Annotated in this window: 12 protein-coding genes and 5 pseudogenes; 10 read left to right on the top strand and 7 right to left on the bottom strand. The window is 51.6% G+C overall.

Annotated elements, in window-relative coordinates; all coding sequences use genetic code 11:
• Positions 1 to 17: 17 nt before the first annotated feature.
• The 4 genes from MN084_RS18080 to MN084_RS18065 all read left to right on the top strand — a co-directional run bounded on the left by MN084_RS18080 (position 18) and on the right by MN084_RS18065 (position 986).
• The gene (locus MN084_RS18080; RefSeq protein WP_241085491.1) at positions 18 to 167 is read left to right on the top strand and encodes a transposase family protein; all 150 of its coding nucleotides are present in this window, start codon (positions 18 to 20) and stop codon (positions 165 to 167) included.
• A gap of 65 nt (positions 168 to 232) precedes the next feature.
• Positions 233 to 370, top strand: coding sequence for a hypothetical protein (locus MN084_RS18075; protein ID WP_320416385.1), 138 nt, complete (start codon positions 233 to 235; stop codon positions 368 to 370).
• 35 nt (positions 371 to 405) lie between these two features.
• Complete coding sequence (locus tag MN084_RS18070; protein ID WP_277400116.1) at positions 406 to 552, top strand: transposase; 147 nt, start codon at positions 406 to 408, stop codon at positions 550 to 552.
• A 185-nt stretch (positions 553 to 737) separates the two neighbouring features.
• A complete protein-coding gene (locus MN084_RS18065; RefSeq protein ID WP_277400117.1) occupies positions 738 to 986 on the top strand; it encodes a transposase in 249 nt (82 codons plus the stop codon).
• A 184-nt stretch (positions 987 to 1170) separates the two neighbouring features.
• Here the strand turns inward: MN084_RS18065 and MN084_RS18055 are convergent, their stop codons facing one another.
• From MN084_RS18055 to MN084_RS18030, 7 genes and pseudogenes are all read right to left on the bottom strand, one after another.
• A complete protein-coding gene (locus tag MN084_RS18055; protein WP_330178222.1) occupies positions 1171 to 2196 on the bottom strand; it encodes a formylglycine-generating enzyme family protein in 1026 nt (341 codons plus the stop codon).
• 40 nt (positions 2197 to 2236) lie between these two features.
• Positions 2237 to 2362: pseudogene (locus MN084_RS20105) on the bottom strand (double zinc ribbon domain-containing protein); the annotation flags it as partial.
• A gap of 135 nt (positions 2363 to 2497) precedes the next feature.
• A complete protein-coding gene (locus MN084_RS18050) occupies positions 2498 to 3259 on the bottom strand; it encodes an ABC transporter ATP-binding protein (protein ID WP_241085494.1) in 762 nt (253 codons plus the stop codon).
• Positions 3256 to 4018 (bottom strand): annotated as a pseudogene (locus MN084_RS18045) (ABC transporter ATP-binding protein). The gene MN084_RS18050 and the pseudogene MN084_RS18045 overlap by 4 nt, the downstream one beginning before the upstream one ends.
• A pseudogene (locus MN084_RS18040) lies at positions 4011 to 5166 on the bottom strand (branched-chain amino acid ABC transporter permease). The pseudogenes MN084_RS18045 and MN084_RS18040 overlap by 8 nt, the downstream one beginning before the upstream one ends.
• 1 nt (position 5167) lies before the next feature.
• Positions 5168 to 6187: pseudogene (locus MN084_RS18035) on the bottom strand (branched-chain amino acid ABC transporter permease).
• A 120-nt stretch (positions 6188 to 6307) separates the two neighbouring features.
• The gene (locus MN084_RS18030; RefSeq protein ID WP_241085495.1) at positions 6308 to 7657 is read right to left on the bottom strand and encodes a substrate-binding protein; all 1350 of its coding nucleotides are present in this window, start codon (positions 7655 to 7657) and stop codon (positions 6308 to 6310) included.
• Between the two features lie 517 nt (positions 7658 to 8174).
• On the opposite strand from MN084_RS18030, the gene trkA reads away from it, so the two are divergent.
• The 6 genes and pseudogenes from trkA (at position 8175) to tyrS (ending at position 14140) form a co-directional block, all read left to right on the top strand.
• Positions 8175 to 9548 carry a Trk system potassium transporter TrkA gene (gene trkA / locus MN084_RS18025; protein ID WP_241085496.1) on the top strand — a complete coding sequence of 458 codons (1374 nt, stop codon included), beginning with the start codon at positions 8175 to 8177 and terminating at the stop codon, positions 9546 to 9548.
• 29 nt (positions 9549 to 9577) lie between these two features.
• Positions 9578 to 11029: a TrkH family potassium uptake protein gene (locus tag MN084_RS18020; RefSeq protein WP_241085497.1), complete on the top strand. Its 1452-nt coding sequence runs from the start codon at positions 9578 to 9580 to the stop codon at positions 11027 to 11029.
• A 341-nt stretch (positions 11030 to 11370) separates the two neighbouring features.
• On the top strand, positions 11371 to 11844 hold the full coding sequence (locus MN084_RS18015) for a transposase (RefSeq protein WP_241085498.1): 474 nt from the start codon (positions 11371 to 11373) through the stop codon (positions 11842 to 11844).
• Between the two features lie 135 nt (positions 11845 to 11979).
• On the top strand, positions 11980 to 12195 hold the full coding sequence (locus tag MN084_RS18010) for a hypothetical protein (protein ID WP_241085499.1): 216 nt from the start codon (positions 11980 to 11982) through the stop codon (positions 12193 to 12195).
• A 304-nt stretch (positions 12196 to 12499) separates the two neighbouring features.
• Positions 12500 to 12717, top strand: a pseudogene (locus MN084_RS18005) (IS256 family transposase); the annotation flags it as partial.
• A 223-nt stretch (positions 12718 to 12940) separates the two neighbouring features.
• Positions 12941 to 14140 (top strand): tyrosine--tRNA ligase, encoded by a 1200-nt coding sequence (gene tyrS / locus MN084_RS18000; RefSeq protein WP_241085500.1) that lies wholly within the window; start codon positions 12941 to 12943, stop codon positions 14138 to 14140.
• Positions 14141 to 14712 lie beyond the last annotated feature (572 nt).

The raw sequence follows: 14712 nt of genomic DNA, 5'->3' as shown, positions 1-14712 counted from the left end.
TAGCAGATGCGCCCAGAGTGAAGTGTGAAGAACATGGGATGGTCACCGTGCCAGTTTCCTGGGCGGAACCGGGCTCTGGATTTACTGCAATGTTTGAGGCACTGGTGATCGACTGGTTGAAAGAGGTATCGATCTCGGTAGTCTCCCGATTGATGGGGCTGAGTTAGAATGCCATTGATGGAATTATGCAGCGAGAGGTTAAGCGAGGACTGGCACGTAGAACAGAGATCAGATAGGTGTTGATGAGACGGTCTTCAAGAAACGCCATGATTATGCAACAGTCTTACCAGGCCAGGATGCAGGTACAGTGCCACACGTGGGCAGTGACCGCAAAAAGGCAACGCTTAAAGCACATGGTACGAAAGTCTGACAGAGGAGCAGCGAGAAGCGATAGAGAGTGTCTCCATGGATATGTGGCCAGCCTTTATCAATGCCACACTGAAAAGCCTGCCTAGGGCTGAAGAGAAGATTGCCTTTGATAAACTCCATGTCGCCAAGTATCTCGGTGAAGCAGTAGACAAGGTACACGCTGCCAAGAGCACAAAGCGCTGATGGCTATGAGGGCCCTAAAGGCAGCCAGTATGACTAGCCCTGCAACCCGGAGAACATGACACGCCGACAGAAATTGCGGTTAAGGCGCTACGTGATAGCACGCTGAGGATTGCCCGTGCCTGGGCGATCAAAGAGTTTGCCATGTCACTCTCAAGACATGAGCAAGGAAAGGCCGGGAGCGGTGGTTGCCATGGGCAATGCGCAGTGGCCTGGAGCCAATCAAGAAAGTGGCGGGAACAATCAAGGATCATCTGTGGGAAATATTGAACGCTGTTGTTTTGGAAGTAAGTAATGGTTCGGCAGAAGGCCTCAATAGCCGAATCAAGATGATCAAGGTGCGTAGCAGAGGTTTCCGCAACAAGGAGCGATTTGCCAATGCAATCTACCTCCACCTTGGAGGGCTGAATCTTTATCCTGATGGAGTGGTTGGGTGATACTTACCCTCTCGATTAGGGAAAGAGCCATATGCGTAAGTTTAACGGTGCATCAAAAGACCGTTTTTATCTCTTTTTGAAGGAGTGTGAATGGCGATTTAACAATAGTGGTCTAAAAAGATCAGTTAAAATAACTAAATCAATGGGTTAAATAAAAATTTAACTGATTAACTAGGACAGCCGCTTATTTAATCTCACGAACCAGCCGGAAGCCAACTTTCAGGTAGTGGAGTTTTGGAGAGAGTTTATTCCGGGAGGCAGAGCGCAGCACACTTGGCACATTATGCCAGGAGCCTCCACGGACAACTCTGGGATTTGGATTCTCAGGATGATGGCAGGCGCTGAGTAATTCCATCCCGCTGTAGTTGTCGTCGTACTCAGAAGAACACCACTCCCATACATTGCCATGCATGTCACACAGCCCCCATGGGTTGGCGGGGAACTGGCCCGCCGGGGTGGTCGTGACACGCCTTACACCTTTCTCTCCGCCGCGATAAAAGGAGGCATAGCTACCGTCGAAATTTGTCTGCTCAGTGGTGATTGTTTCACCATTCCAGAAAGGTGTGGTGGTGCCGGCACGGCAGGCATATTCCCACTCCGCCTCCGTCGGCAGGCGGACCTGCCAGCCGGTCTGTTTTTTCAGCCAGATGCAATACTGTATGGCGCTCCAGTAATCCACATTGATGACCGGTCTGGTTTCGCGCCCCCAACCTTCATCATTGGGCTTGGTTAAATCACGAATCTCGCAATAAGCATCGTACATGGCGAAGGTAACAGGTTTTTTTAACATCTCGAAAGTATTGATCTGCACCGGGTGTTGGCGCTCGAAGTCGAATCGCTCCTTCTCTCCTGCCGGGGAGCCCATGAGATACTCCCCTCCATGAATCAAGGCCCAATTCTCCTCAGCAATTTCCAGGGAGAGTTGTTGGCTGCGGAATACGGCTCCACCCTTGGTTCCGGCGTCGGAAATACGGCGCTCCAGCTCCTCTTTGACCATGGTTTTCAGCTGGCTTTCGCCCGTGGTTTTTTCTGCAGGTGATGTTTTTTTCCGCTGTCTATTTTCCCGCACAATGGATGTAGACAGGCTGATCGGTAAAGCGGTAGGCTTCGAGAAAAATGCCGTTGCAGGCTTTGTATCGGAAGTGGTAATTTCCCGGCAGCGTTGCGCTACCCGACTCCTTGCAATAAAGCGGCGACCAGCAACGGGCAATGTTACCGCCTACCGGTGTGCCGCAGCGCCCGCAAAATTTGGCATTCGGTTCGTAGGGTTTACCACAGACGGCGCAGCCGTTCTCTTTATCCAGACGCTTACCACACTCGGGGCAGAAGAGCGCGTCATGGTCTCTGATCGGATAGTTGCAACTGTTGCAGAACATGTGGGTAAAGATGCGCTATGTTAAACATACCCGGATGGGTACTGGGTTAGTGTCCGTCCGGAAATAATAATAAGAAGGACGCAGTGAGTTTTTAAAAAGGCCTTCTCTGTGTTCCTGATAGGTCCCATCAGATCGTTAGATTGCCAGATACTGCTGTCGGAGGTCGGCGTTATCCAATACCTCCTGAGCCAGTCCATCAAATACCACCTGCCCCATATCGAGGATAATGGCCCGGTCCGCAAGGCGTAGCGCTGCTACCGCATTCTGCTCGACAATGATGGTTGTAATACCCAGTTTTTTGATGTTATCAACGATGCGTTCTATCTCATGGACGATGACCGGCGCTAACCCTTCATAAGGTTCGTCCAGCAGCAATAGTTTGAGATCACGGGCAAGGGTGCGGGCGACCGCCAGCATCTGCTGTTCGCCACCGGAAAGCGTGATCGCCTCCTGGTTGCGGCGCTCAGCCAAGCGGGGAAAGTGCTCGTAGATACGTTCGATGGTCCAGCCGATGGGTGGCGCTATTTGCGCCAGGATCAGATTCTCTTCCACTGTCATTCCGGCAATGATACGGCGATCCTCCGGTACTAGGCCGACACCGATCTGGGCTGCTTCATGTGAGGCACATTTTGTGCAGTGGCTGATGGTCCACCAAATCTCACCGTGGGTTACCTGTGGTGAGTCTACCCGCGCAATAGAGCGCAGTGTGGATGCCTTGCCTGCGCCGTTACGGCCCAGCAGGGCAACCACTTCACCCTCGCGTATATCAAAACTGACACCCTGGACGATATAGCTTTCACCATAGTAGGAGTGGACATCCCAGCAGGAGAAAAACGCCAGATCAGAGCCGGTGCTGGTGACAGGGGATACGGCGTGTGTTCTGTTGTATTCACTCATAGCTCTGCTCCGCCCAGATAGGCTTCCTGTACCTTGGGGTTACCACGAATCTCATCTGGCGTGCCTTGGGCAATGATACGGCCCTGGGCGAGGACGCTGATTGTATCGGCTAGGCTGAACACCACGTGCATATCGTGCTCAATGATGATTTTGGTCACGCCGCGCTCTTTAATCCGTTTCAGCAGATCAATGGTGCGGTTGGTGTCGTGTCGTGCCATGCCGGCCGTGGGCTCATCCAACAACAGCAGGCGTGGATGCTGGACCAGTCCCATGGCCAGTTCCAGGCGTCGCTTGTCGCCGCGTGACATGCTGCCTGCATGATTGTGTATTTGGGATCCCAAGCCCATATCTTCCAGCACATGTGCCGCATGTTCTTCAATATTGCTGTGGGCTGCCATGCTGGTGAATGCGTTGAATTTGAATACGCCATCGCGTTTGGAGAAGGCAGGTATCATCAAGGTTCTGCAAAATCGAGAGATCAGGGAAGATCTCCGGCGTTTGGAAGATGCGCACCATGCCTGCATGGTTAATTTCATGAGGCTTCAGACCGATCATGTTTTTGCCATCAAACTCAACCGTGCCGCTATCGGGCACCAGTCGACCAATACAGACATTTAGAAGGGTGGATTTACCGGCGCCGTTGGGGCCGATGATGGCATGGATCTTACCCTCTTCAATATCCAGATTGATGTCGCCAAGGGCATGCAGACCGCCGAAGGTCTTGTTCACGTTTCTAATACTTAAAACGATATTATCCATCAGCACACTCCTTCTCTGACTGCTGAGTGGTCTCAGCTTCTGACCGTTTGGAGAGATTTTGAACGGCTGATGCAATTTTTTGGAAACCTTCCAGAACGCTACCAGGAAGGAAGATCACGATTACCATAAAGAGTGCGCCAAGGGTCAGATGCCAGCCATCCCCAACAAAATTACCGGCGATAGCGACAACAATGTTCTCCAGCCAATCCGGGAGGAAAGAGAACGTCTGGTGCAGGGCCTCTGTATTGAGCGCGGAGAAAATATTCTCGAAGTACTTTAATGATGCCTACGCCCAGCAGCGGTCCTACCAGGGTGCCGACGCCACCGAGAATGGTCATCAATACCACTTCGCCCGAGGCGGTCCACTGCATGCACTCAGCGCCTGCCAGAGGATCGGTTACCGCCAACAGTGCTCCTGCCATGCCGGCATACATGCCAGAGATGACAAATGCTGTCAGCAAGTAGGGTTTGGTATTGAAGCCGGTGTAGCGCATGCGATTCTGGTTGGATTTGATGGCCCTCAGTTTCAGCCCAAAGGGTGATCGGAAAATCCGCAATGAGATGAAGAATCCGATAATCAGCATCACGGCGCAGAAATAGAAACCGGGATAACCGCTCATTTCCATGCCGAAGAAGTTGGTTGAAGGAAGCCCTTCTCCTGCCTCGACGAACACCGAGTCGATAATACGGATGTCGCCTTTGGCCAGTTGGAGTCCGGTTTCGCCGTTGGTAATCGGCGTTAGAACCGAGTAGGCGAGATTGTAGGACATCTGGGCAAATGCAAGTGTCAGGATCGAGAAGTAGATGCCTGACCGGCGTAGGCTGAGGAAGCCGATAACTACTGCGAACAGTCCCGCTACCACAACACTAAACATGATCGCCGGCAAGACGTTCATGGTGAGCAGTTTGAACGACCAGACTGCGGCATAGGAGCCGACCCCGAGGAACACGGCATGGCCAAACGAGAGGTAACCGGTGAGGCCAAACAGGATATTGTAGCCGATGGCAAAAATCCCGAAGATGGCGAATTTCTGCAGCAGATCCGGATAGGCGGCACCAATCGGTGACAGCCAGACCGGCATGGTGAGAACCGCTGCGGTGAATAGGGCCATGACGACCCAGTCATTACGTAAAGATGGCATGCTCATATTAATCCTCCATCACACCCTTGCGTCCCATCAGGCCGCGCGGTCTGACCAGGATGATCACTACGGCAACCAGATAGATAATGATCTGGTCAATGCCTGGAATGATGGCTTTTATTTCGTTCATCGATGAAAATGACTGCAGTAGCCCCAGTAGAAAACCTGCGGCAATCGCGCCCCTGAGTGAGCCCATGCCTCCTACCACCACGACGATGAAGGAGAGCACCAGAAAATCCATTCCCATGTGATAATCCGGCGGTAGAATCGGCGAATACATTGCGCCGCCCAGTCCAGCTACAACGGCCGCGAGTCCGAATACGATAGTAAAACGCCGCTGCACGTCAATACCCAGCAAACCGACCATTTCCCTGTCGTGCATTCCGGCCCTGACCACCATACCGAAGGTGGTGAATTGGAGGAAGGCGAACTACAGAGGAGACAAGGATGATAGAGAATGACAGATAGATCAGCCGCCACCAGGGGTAGACGACGGACTCTCCCAGTTCGAATAATGCGCCGATGGCGGCGCTTCCCACAACGATATCAGGTGCGGGTGTCGGGATCGGGTTGGGACCAAAGAATGAGCGGATGATCTCCTGCAGCACGATCGCCAGGCCAAAAGTCACCAGAATCTGTTCAGCGTGGGTGCGCTTATAGAAGTGGCGGATAAGGCCACGCTCCATAGTAATGCCTACCAGCAGCATGATCGGTATGGTCAGAAGTATCGATATGGGTACAGACCAGTCGATAATCATGGAACCGAAGTCCCCCCACCAGATTTCCAGGTAGGGCTGCTCTTTAAGAATGCGTCAAAAAAGGTAATGCTTTCGTCTTTTACTTGTTTTGAGAACGTCAGTATTTTTTGGGTGGTTACTGCGCAAAATGCACCGAGCATGAAGAGTGCGCCATGGGCAAAGTTGACTACGCCCAGGGTGCCGAATACAAGGGTCAAACCAAGGGCGATAAGTGCGTAAGCACCGCCTTTGTCGAGCCCGTTGAGGATCTGAAGAAAAATTGCGTCCATTACTGCCTATAGCCGGTGATATTGAGAATGGAGACAGACATCTGCCGGCCACCCTTATAAGGTGGCCGACAGTATGTTTAGCCTGAAACCTGAATCCACGGATTCAGGTTCAGGGTCTTATCAAACTTCGTAGGGGCCGAGTTCGCCGCCGAATATCTTGGTGTCGTATTCAACCTGAGAGCGAGGCACTATCTGCTCAACTTTGAGAAGATCGAACTGAGAACTAGGATTCTCGTTACCGCGTACAACCAGAACATCCTTGAAGCACTGATGATCTTCGGCACGGTACTCGGTAGCGCCATTGCCCATGCCATCGAACTTGAAGCCTTCCAGCTGCTTGATCACCTCAGGTGGGTAGAAGGTACCGGCATTTTCACACGCATTGGCGTAAAGAAGGGCTTGTACATAGGTGGTGTGAGCCGCCATTGATGGTGGGAAACCATACTCCTGACCAAAGGATTTGACGAATGCTTTGGAGCCTTCGTCCTGCAGCGCCCAGTTCCAGTTTGTGGTACCAAGAATACCCTTGATGTTCTCGCCGGCACCCTGTGCCATCAGACGGGAGAAGAGAGGTACAATGATCTCAAAGGTCTTGCCGTTGACTTGTTTGTCACGCAGACTGAACTGAATTGCCTGGGTCAGAGAATTGGTCATATCTTTACCATAGTGGTTAAGGATCAACACGTCTGCGCCGGAGTTCAGAACCGGGGTGATGTACTGGGAGAAGTCGCCGGCACCGACTGGGGTACGAACTGTGGCGGTGGTTTTCCAGCCCAATCCTTCAGTGGTGTTTTTGATTGACTCTTCCTGGGTCCAGCCCCATGTGTAGTCGGCAGTCAGGTGGTAGGCTTTACGCTCAGTGCCCATCTCTTTCTTTAGTACTGGGCCCAGTGCGGCACCGGACATGTAGGCGTTGAAGAAGTGACGGAAACCATAACGGCGCTTGTCTTTACCCGTGGTGTCATTGGAGTGGGTCAGGCCGGCCATGAAGATGATGCCCATCTCCTGGCAGAGCCCCTGTACCGCAACGGCAACACCGGAGGAGGAACCACCGGTAACCATCAGAACACCGTCTTTCTCGATCATGCGCTTGGCGGAAGCATGCGCCGCATCAGACTTGGTCTGGGTGTCGCCCGTTACATATTCGACTTTCTTGCCGAGTATGCCGTTACCCTTGAGGTTGAGAGGCTTCATGGTATTCATCATGCCGCCGTCGCCTTCACCATTGATGTGCTTTACTGCAAGCTTGTAGGCACGCAGTTCGTCAGCACCCTCGTCGGCATAGGCACCAGTCTGAGGAACGTTGAAGCCGAATTTTACACTGCCTGCATTGCCAGGGTTGTTACGGAAGTCGTTTGCGGCCCAGGCGTCCTTAACAAAGAACATAGGTATGCTGGTAGCCGCCATAGCGCCAGCGCCGACTTTAATAAAACCACGGCGGGACAACTCGCTAATCTTTTTATCGGTCATGTATCTCTCCTCTCCAGGGCTTCAGCCCTTCTTTTTCATGAAAGTTGATCTTGTGTGATTATTTGGTGAATTGGCAAGAATACTCTGGATAAGAGTCTCCACTACAATTACCTCCAAACAAACCGCTATTGCGACAAAAATCAAGCGGACATACTGCAGTGTTCTTAAATAATTGCCGCAGGCTCTATTGTAAAAATAAATTTCGAGGATTTATATTTTCTGAGATATCGCCGTATATTCATCAGGACGGCATCCAAAAAACAGAAAGTAAATGAGTGCCAGAATCGTGCCAGGAAGTTATTACCTTTAAATTAAAAAGGATAAAAAAGTGTTACCTTTTGTTGGGGAGTGTATTTGTTACTTTAGGTGGCAACTCGTTTCTTTTGGTAACGTTTTTTGTCAAGTCAATCATTATTCAGGAGAGTTTTCAATAGACTAGACTTCTAGAGCTATTTTCCTTGGAGGCTGGTTCACAGTATGATTCGCCTGAACTTTGTATCAGGTGTGTGGACAAGCGATGAAAATAATAATTCTCGGCGCAGGGCAGGTGGGGTCATCCGTAGCCAATAACCTCGCCTCAGAAGCCAATGACATCACTGTGGTGGACCAGAATCCGGATCTCCTGCATGAGTTGCAGGACAGACTGGATCTACGCACGGTTCAGGGATATGCCGCACATCCTGAAGTGCTGATGCAGGCGGGGGCTGAGGATGCCGATATGATTCTCGCAGTTACCAACAATGACGAGACCAATATGGTCGCCTGCCAGGTGGCTTACACGCTATTCCACACCCCGACGAAAATTGCCCGGGTGCGTGCGCTGGGCTTTACCAAGTTTCCCCAGCTTTTTTCGTCCGATGCCCTGCCCATCGATGTACTGATTAGTCCTGAACAGCTGGTTACTGATTACATCATGCGGCTGATTGAGAACCCGGGTGCGCTCCAGGTGCTCGATTTTGCCGGCGGACGGGTGCGATTAGTTGCGGTACGCGCCTATTTTGGCAGTCCATTGGTGGGTAATGAGTTGCGTACGCTGTATGAGCATATGCCGCATATCGATGCCCGGGTCGCTGCCATCTACCGCCAGGACCGGGCTATCCAGCCAGAGGGTGATACTATTATCGAGGCGGATGACGAGGTCTTCTTTATTGCGGCCACGGAGAATATCCGGGCAGTGATGAGTGAGCTGCGCAAGTTGGAGAAGCCATTCAAGCGGTTGATATTTGCCGGTGGGGGCAATATCGGCCAACGCCTTGCCAGTACCCTGGAGAAGCATTATCAGGTGAAGTTGATTGAGCGCGACAAACTGCGGGCAAGAAAGGTTGCCGAAGAGCTCTCCAACACCATTGTGCTGCATGGCGACGTAGCGGATGAAGATCTGCTGCTAGAGGAGAATATAGAGAATACCGATGTCTTCTGCGCAGTCACCAATGATGACGAGGCGAATATTCTCTCCGCCATGTTGGCCAAACGGCTTGGCGCGAGGAAGGTGATGGCCCTGATCAACCGGGCAGCTTACGTGGATATGGTTGAGAGCGGGCCGATTGACATCGCCATCTCTCCCCAGCAGGCAACCATAGGTAGCCTGTTGACCCATATACGCCGCGGCGATGTGGTTATGGTTCACTCTCTGCGCCGTGGCGCAGCGGAGGCGATTGAAGCGGTCGCCCATGGCGATAAAATATCATCCAAAGTGGTTGGGCGAACGATTGAAGATATCAATCTGCCCAAGGGAACCAGTATCGGTGCCATTGTGCGGGGCGACTTGGTGCTGATTGCGCATCACGATAGCGTGATTCAGTCGGAGGATCATGTGATCCTGTTTCTGGTGGATAAACGCCAGATTCCGGAAGTGGAAAGCCTGTTCCAGGTGAGTGTCACGTTTCTTTAATGCAGCTGCCTCCTGGAGTCTGACTAACTATGCAATTCAGTGCCGTACAACGCATTTTGGGCATCCTTCTGATGCTGTTCAGCCTGACTATGCTACCGCCTGTAGTAGTTTCGTTATGGTATGGCGATGGCGCGGCATCCGCTTTCGTCATTGCGTTCGCACTTACCTTTATGGCAGGCGCTGTCTCTTGGATGTTGGTCAGGGATCAAGCCCGTGAACTGCGGTTGCGGGATGGTTTTATGGTGGTGGTGATGTTCTGGACTGTGCTCGGGCTGACCGGAGCACTTCCATTCGCACTGACGGATCATCCTCATATGTCGCTGACGGATTCCGTGTTTGAATCTATCTCCGGCCTGACCACGACCGGTGCTACGGTGATCATCGGACTGGATGAGATGCCGCAATCTATTCTTTATTACCGGCAGCAGCTTCAGTGGCTGGGTGGAATGGGTATTATTGTGCTGGCCGTCGCCGTGTTGCCGATATTGGGCATCGGTGGTATGCAGCTGTATCGGGCAGAGACACCCGGGCCGATGAAAGACTCCAAACTGACACCGCGTATCACCGAGACAGCAAAAGCGCTTTGGTACATCTACCTTGGACTGACAATTGCCTGCGCATTGGCCTATTGGGGCGCGGGAATGACGCTGTTCGATGCGATTGGTCACGCTTTCTCCACTATCGCGATAGGTGGTTTTTCCACCCACGATGCTAGCATGGGTTACTTTGGCAGTACCCTGATCGAGATGATCGCTGTTGTTTTTCTGCTTTTGTCCGGTGCCAATTTCGCCCTCCACTTCGTTGCCTGGCGGCGGCGTGATCCGTTGATCTATTTTTTCGACAGTGAATTTCTCTTTTACCTTGGGACGCTGACCTTTGTGACGGTTATTGTCACCCTTGCGCTCTATGGATTCGGTACCTATGAGAGTTGGGGCGAGGCGATAACAAAAGGTATTTTTCAGGCGGTCTCTATTGGAACGACCGCAGGTTTTACCACGGCAGACTATTCTATCTGGCCGGGTTTCATCGCCATTGTATTGCTTTTCTCCAGCTTTATCGGTGGCTGTGCCGGGTCCACCGGCGGCGGTATCAAAGTGATCCGCTTTCTGCTCCTGGTGAAGCAGGGGTTGCGGGAGATTACCCGCCTTATCCATCCCAGTGCTCAGATCCCTATTCGCGTGGGGGAGAAGATCATCTCCTCCAGGTTGGTAGAGGCAGTCTGGGGTTTCTTTGCCCTCTATGTGGCCAGCTTTACCCTGATGTATTTTGCTCTGGCGTTAACCGATCTGGATCTGATGACCTCTTTTTCGGCAGTGGCGGCATCCATCAACAATCTGGGGCCTGGCCTGGCTAGAGTCGGTACCAGCTATGCTACGATAAATGATCCTGCAAAATGGATTCTTTGCTTTGGGATGCTGCTGGGTCGTCTGGAGATTTTTACCCTTTTAGTGCTGCTGGCACCTGCCTACTGGCGTAAATAAACGGTTGCTGGGTTAAGGGAGCTCCTAAAAACCTTCCCAAATCAGAGATAGTAATCAACTCAACCAACCATTGGTAAAAGCCACGCAGCCAAGTTTTTTTGATCATCAAAACCGACTTGAACTTCTTGAGCAACTGGGAGACCCGCTGCCAAAACTGGAAAGGACCGTAGACTAGGAGGCTTTTCGGACGTTGCTGGGCCCAGTTTATAAAAACAGTGATCCCAGTAAAGGTGGGCGTCCACCTTACGATGTGTACTGATATTTAAGCTGTTGATCCTACAGCATTTATCCAGCCTGGACGACTCTCAAACAGAGTTCCAAATACCGGATCGCTATAGCTTTTGTCGTTTTCCTGGGCTGAGCCCGGGGAGGGTAAGGTACCCGATGCTAAAACAGTTTGGGTATATCGTGAGCGCCTGAAAGAACGGGGCTTTGTTGATAAACTCTTTTCAGAGCTGCTGATCCAGATTGATGCAGCAGGCTTCAGTGTTCGCAAGGGGCAGATTGTAGATGCCGCTATCGTTCCAGTACCCAGGCAACGTAATACACGAGAGGAAAATAGGCAGATCAAAGCCGGGGATAGCCCTGAGACATGGAGTGATAACAAATGCCGCCAGAAGAATGCTGAAGCCCACTGGACCATGAAGCATGGCAAAACCCACTATGGGTACAAAAACCGCATCAGCATAGACCGGAAGCACAAGGTCATTCGCAAGTACGCCATCACATCAGCTGAAGCTAGGTCTTTGAGGAACTGCTGGATGAGAACAACAATAATGGCAGTGTCTGGGCCGATTCTGCTTACCGCAGTGTAGAACGGGAAGCCGCTTTACCGGGGTGCGCATTACCGCAGTCAGATTCATCGCAAGTCGACACGTAAACGCCCCTCGAATGAACGGGAGCGAGAGGCAAACCGAAAACGATCAAGAGTTCGGGCTCGAGTTGAGCACGTGTTTGCCCAGCAGGCCAATCGACTGGTGCGTAGCATCGGGCAAGGCAAGGTCGGCGTGAACATTGGTATGATGAATTTGATACAACATGCGTCGATTGGTGTGGCTAGCCGGATGAAGCGAGGTATGGATCTGGATGTTGCCAGAAAAATGAGCGTGAAGATACCGGGCTCTCCGGATTTGCTAGAGACTATATGGCCTTTGTCGGTTTTTTAGAGGTTCCCGTAATATTGAACCAAGACCGTGGTATTGAGCCTAAAAAAATGCCATCCGCTTCTGTATCCATTTTCAATCGTTCTTCAATAGCCACTGACTAATTAGTCGTCCCTGAGGTATCAGGCTGAGGATCTGAATTCTCTGCTAGCATTATCCAGGCACAATAAAGCGAGATATAACTGAAAGTGGTGTTTGGCAGGCACCGAAAAAGAGCGGCGTATCTGGTTGATTTGAAACTGCAAAGTAACCAAACAACCAATGAGATACGCCACCGCGAATAAGAATACAATTGTTTTGATCGAAGATCGAGAGCAGATCGCTGATAGAGTTGCCCAGAATGGGAGCCAAAAAGTTGATTGAACAAGCGATAGAAACGGAGTTGCAAGCCTTGTTATCCCAGTTGCCGGACAACAAACCGAGTGTGGTCATGCTGCTGTCGTAGGCAGTGGTTACCTGCCGGAACGAGTCATCCAGACAGGCATAGGTTCAGTGACCGTGAAGGTACCCAAGGTACGCTCTAAGCCGCCTATTTCCTTAAAGCTCTTTCCTTGCAGGCGGAGCTGAACAGCTTGTTGTCTCAGGAGTTCTTGTTGCTCGATTCTGAGCTTGCGTGTGTCTATTTTCATACAAGCATTATATCAATATGTAAATGTCCGCCGGGTTAATAATAGGTGAAGTGGTTACTTTTTCCACGCTCATCCTGTAAGTTGTCCGCCCCTACAAATTCAATTAATAGAGGTGGATCATGGCATCAGTCGCGGAGGCGATGGAGGTCATTCGGTGTGGTGCCGATGAGATACTGTTGGAAGCGTCACTGGTAAAAAAGCTTGAGCGTGGAAAGCCTTTGCGGGTGAAGGCCGGCTTTGATCCCACCGCGCCGGATCTGCATCTGGGACACACGGTGCTGATCAATAAGCTGCGGCAGTTCCAGGAGCTCGGGCATGATGTGATGTTCTTGGTAGGTGATTTTACCGCAATGATCGGTGATCCCACCGGCAAAAGCGCTACACGTCCCCCGCTCACCCGCGAACAGGTGATGGAGAACGCCAAAACCTATGAGCATCAGGTGTTCAAAATCCTTGATGCGGAGAAGACCCGTGTCTTTTTCAATTCTTCCTGGATGGTGGAGATGAGCGCTTCTGATCTGATTCAGCTGTCAGCCAAGCACACTGTGGCGAGGATGCTGGAGCGCGATGATTTCAATAAGCGGCATAAGGGTGGTCAGCCGATATCGATCCACGAATTTCTCTATCCGCTGGTGCAGGGCTACGACTCGGTTGCCATGAAGGCCGATGTGGAGTTGGGTGGGACGGATCAGAAGTTCAACCTGCTGGTCGGCCGCCAGCTTCAGGAAGCCTATGGACAGGAGCCTCAGGTTGCCCTGACCATGCCGATCCTTGAAGGGTTGGATGGTGTGCAGAAGATGTCCAAATCCCTGAATAACTATATTGGGATAACGGATGCGCCTGATGACATGTTTGGGAAGATCATGTCAGTCTCGGACGATTTGATGTGGCGTTACTTCGAACTGCTGAGCTTCCGCTCTCTGTCTGACATAGAGCGGCTGCATCAGCAGGTGGACGAGGGGCTTAATCCGCGGGATGTCAAGGTGCAACTGGCTGAAGAATTGATCGAGCGATTCCATGACAAGAGTGCGGCCGTAAAAGCCAATGAAAACTTTGTTGCCCGCTTCAGGAAGGGTGCTATGCCCGATGATATGCCTGAAAAGACCCTCCCGGCCGGAGTGGATGGTCTGCCTGTTGCAAACTTGTTGAAGGATGCCGGTCTGGTCTCCAGTACCTCTGAAGCCATGCGCATGATCAAGCAGGGTGCTGTAAAGGTCGATGGGGAGCGGGTTGAAGACCGGAGCAGGGTCTGTGAAGCTGGATCGACGCATATCTATCAGGTGGGTAAGCGCCGCTTTGCAAAAGTGACCCTGACTTAATTGTAAGGCCTCTGTCTCAATAGGTCCGTGGTATGGAGATGCCGCTTCCAAGAGCTGCTGTGAATCCACTCCAGTGCCGTTGGAGATAACATCTCTGCGCGCTGGCGCTATCTACTCCCTTGCAAACTCTGCATGGCATAATTGATGGTTTGCGCGACATTTCTGTCTTCAGCACTCCGGATAGTAATTTCCACGCTCTTGTGATTGCTTGGACAGGTTGTTCATGGGTTGGGGTGCGTGGACAGCCTAGAGTTTTGATCGGCTAAAAAAGCCGATGAATTTCCTTGTCTTGGCATCTGGATGGTGGCTTCTGAAAGGGTGTCTGGTGATGATTAGGAGTCTGATTTGTGGTGTGTTAAGAAAAGATTCATAAAAGCGCTTGACGGTGATAAATAATTGCGTAGAATACGCGCCTCGCTTTGGGGAGAACGGCTTGGCCGGAAACGCCAAGCGGCAGTCTGAAGCACGGAGGTGTTGACGGCATAAAGATAGGCTGGTTACACTTGCCCGTCTCGGTCGGGCGATAGGTTCGATCCGCTCTTTAACAATCAGGTTAGGTAATTTGTGTGGGT

The sequence above is a fragment of the Candidatus Vondammii sp. HM_W22 genome (assembly GCF_022530855.2).
Lineage (GTDB): Bacteria > Pseudomonadota > Gammaproteobacteria > Chromatiales > Chromatiaceae > Vondammii.
The sequence above is the reverse complement of the archived record's forward strand: the minus strand, read 5'-3'. Positions and strand labels throughout refer to the sequence as shown.

Bases quoted from the DNA above. Each gene is read 5' to 3' on its own strand.
- MN084_RS18070 (WP_277400116.1), top strand. From the start codon at position 406: ATGGATATGTGGCCAGCCTTTATCAATGCCACACTGAAAAGCCTGCCT.
- MN084_RS18050 (WP_241085494.1), bottom strand. From the start codon at position 3,259: ATGAGTGAATACAACAGAACACACGCCGTATCCCCTGTCACCAGCACC.
- MN084_RS18030 (WP_241085495.1), bottom strand. From the start codon at position 7,657: ATGACCGATAAAAAGATTAGCGAGTTGTCCCGCCGTGGTTTTATTAAA.
- trkA (WP_241085496.1), top strand. From the start codon at position 8,175: ATGAAAATAATAATTCTCGGCGCAGGGCAGGTGGGGTCATCCGTAGCC.
- MN084_RS18020 (WP_241085497.1), top strand. From the start codon at position 9,578: ATGCAATTCAGTGCCGTACAACGCATTTTGGGCATCCTTCTGATGCTG.
- tyrS (WP_241085500.1), top strand. From the start codon at position 12,941: ATGGCATCAGTCGCGGAGGCGATGGAGGTCATTCGGTGTGGTGCCGAT.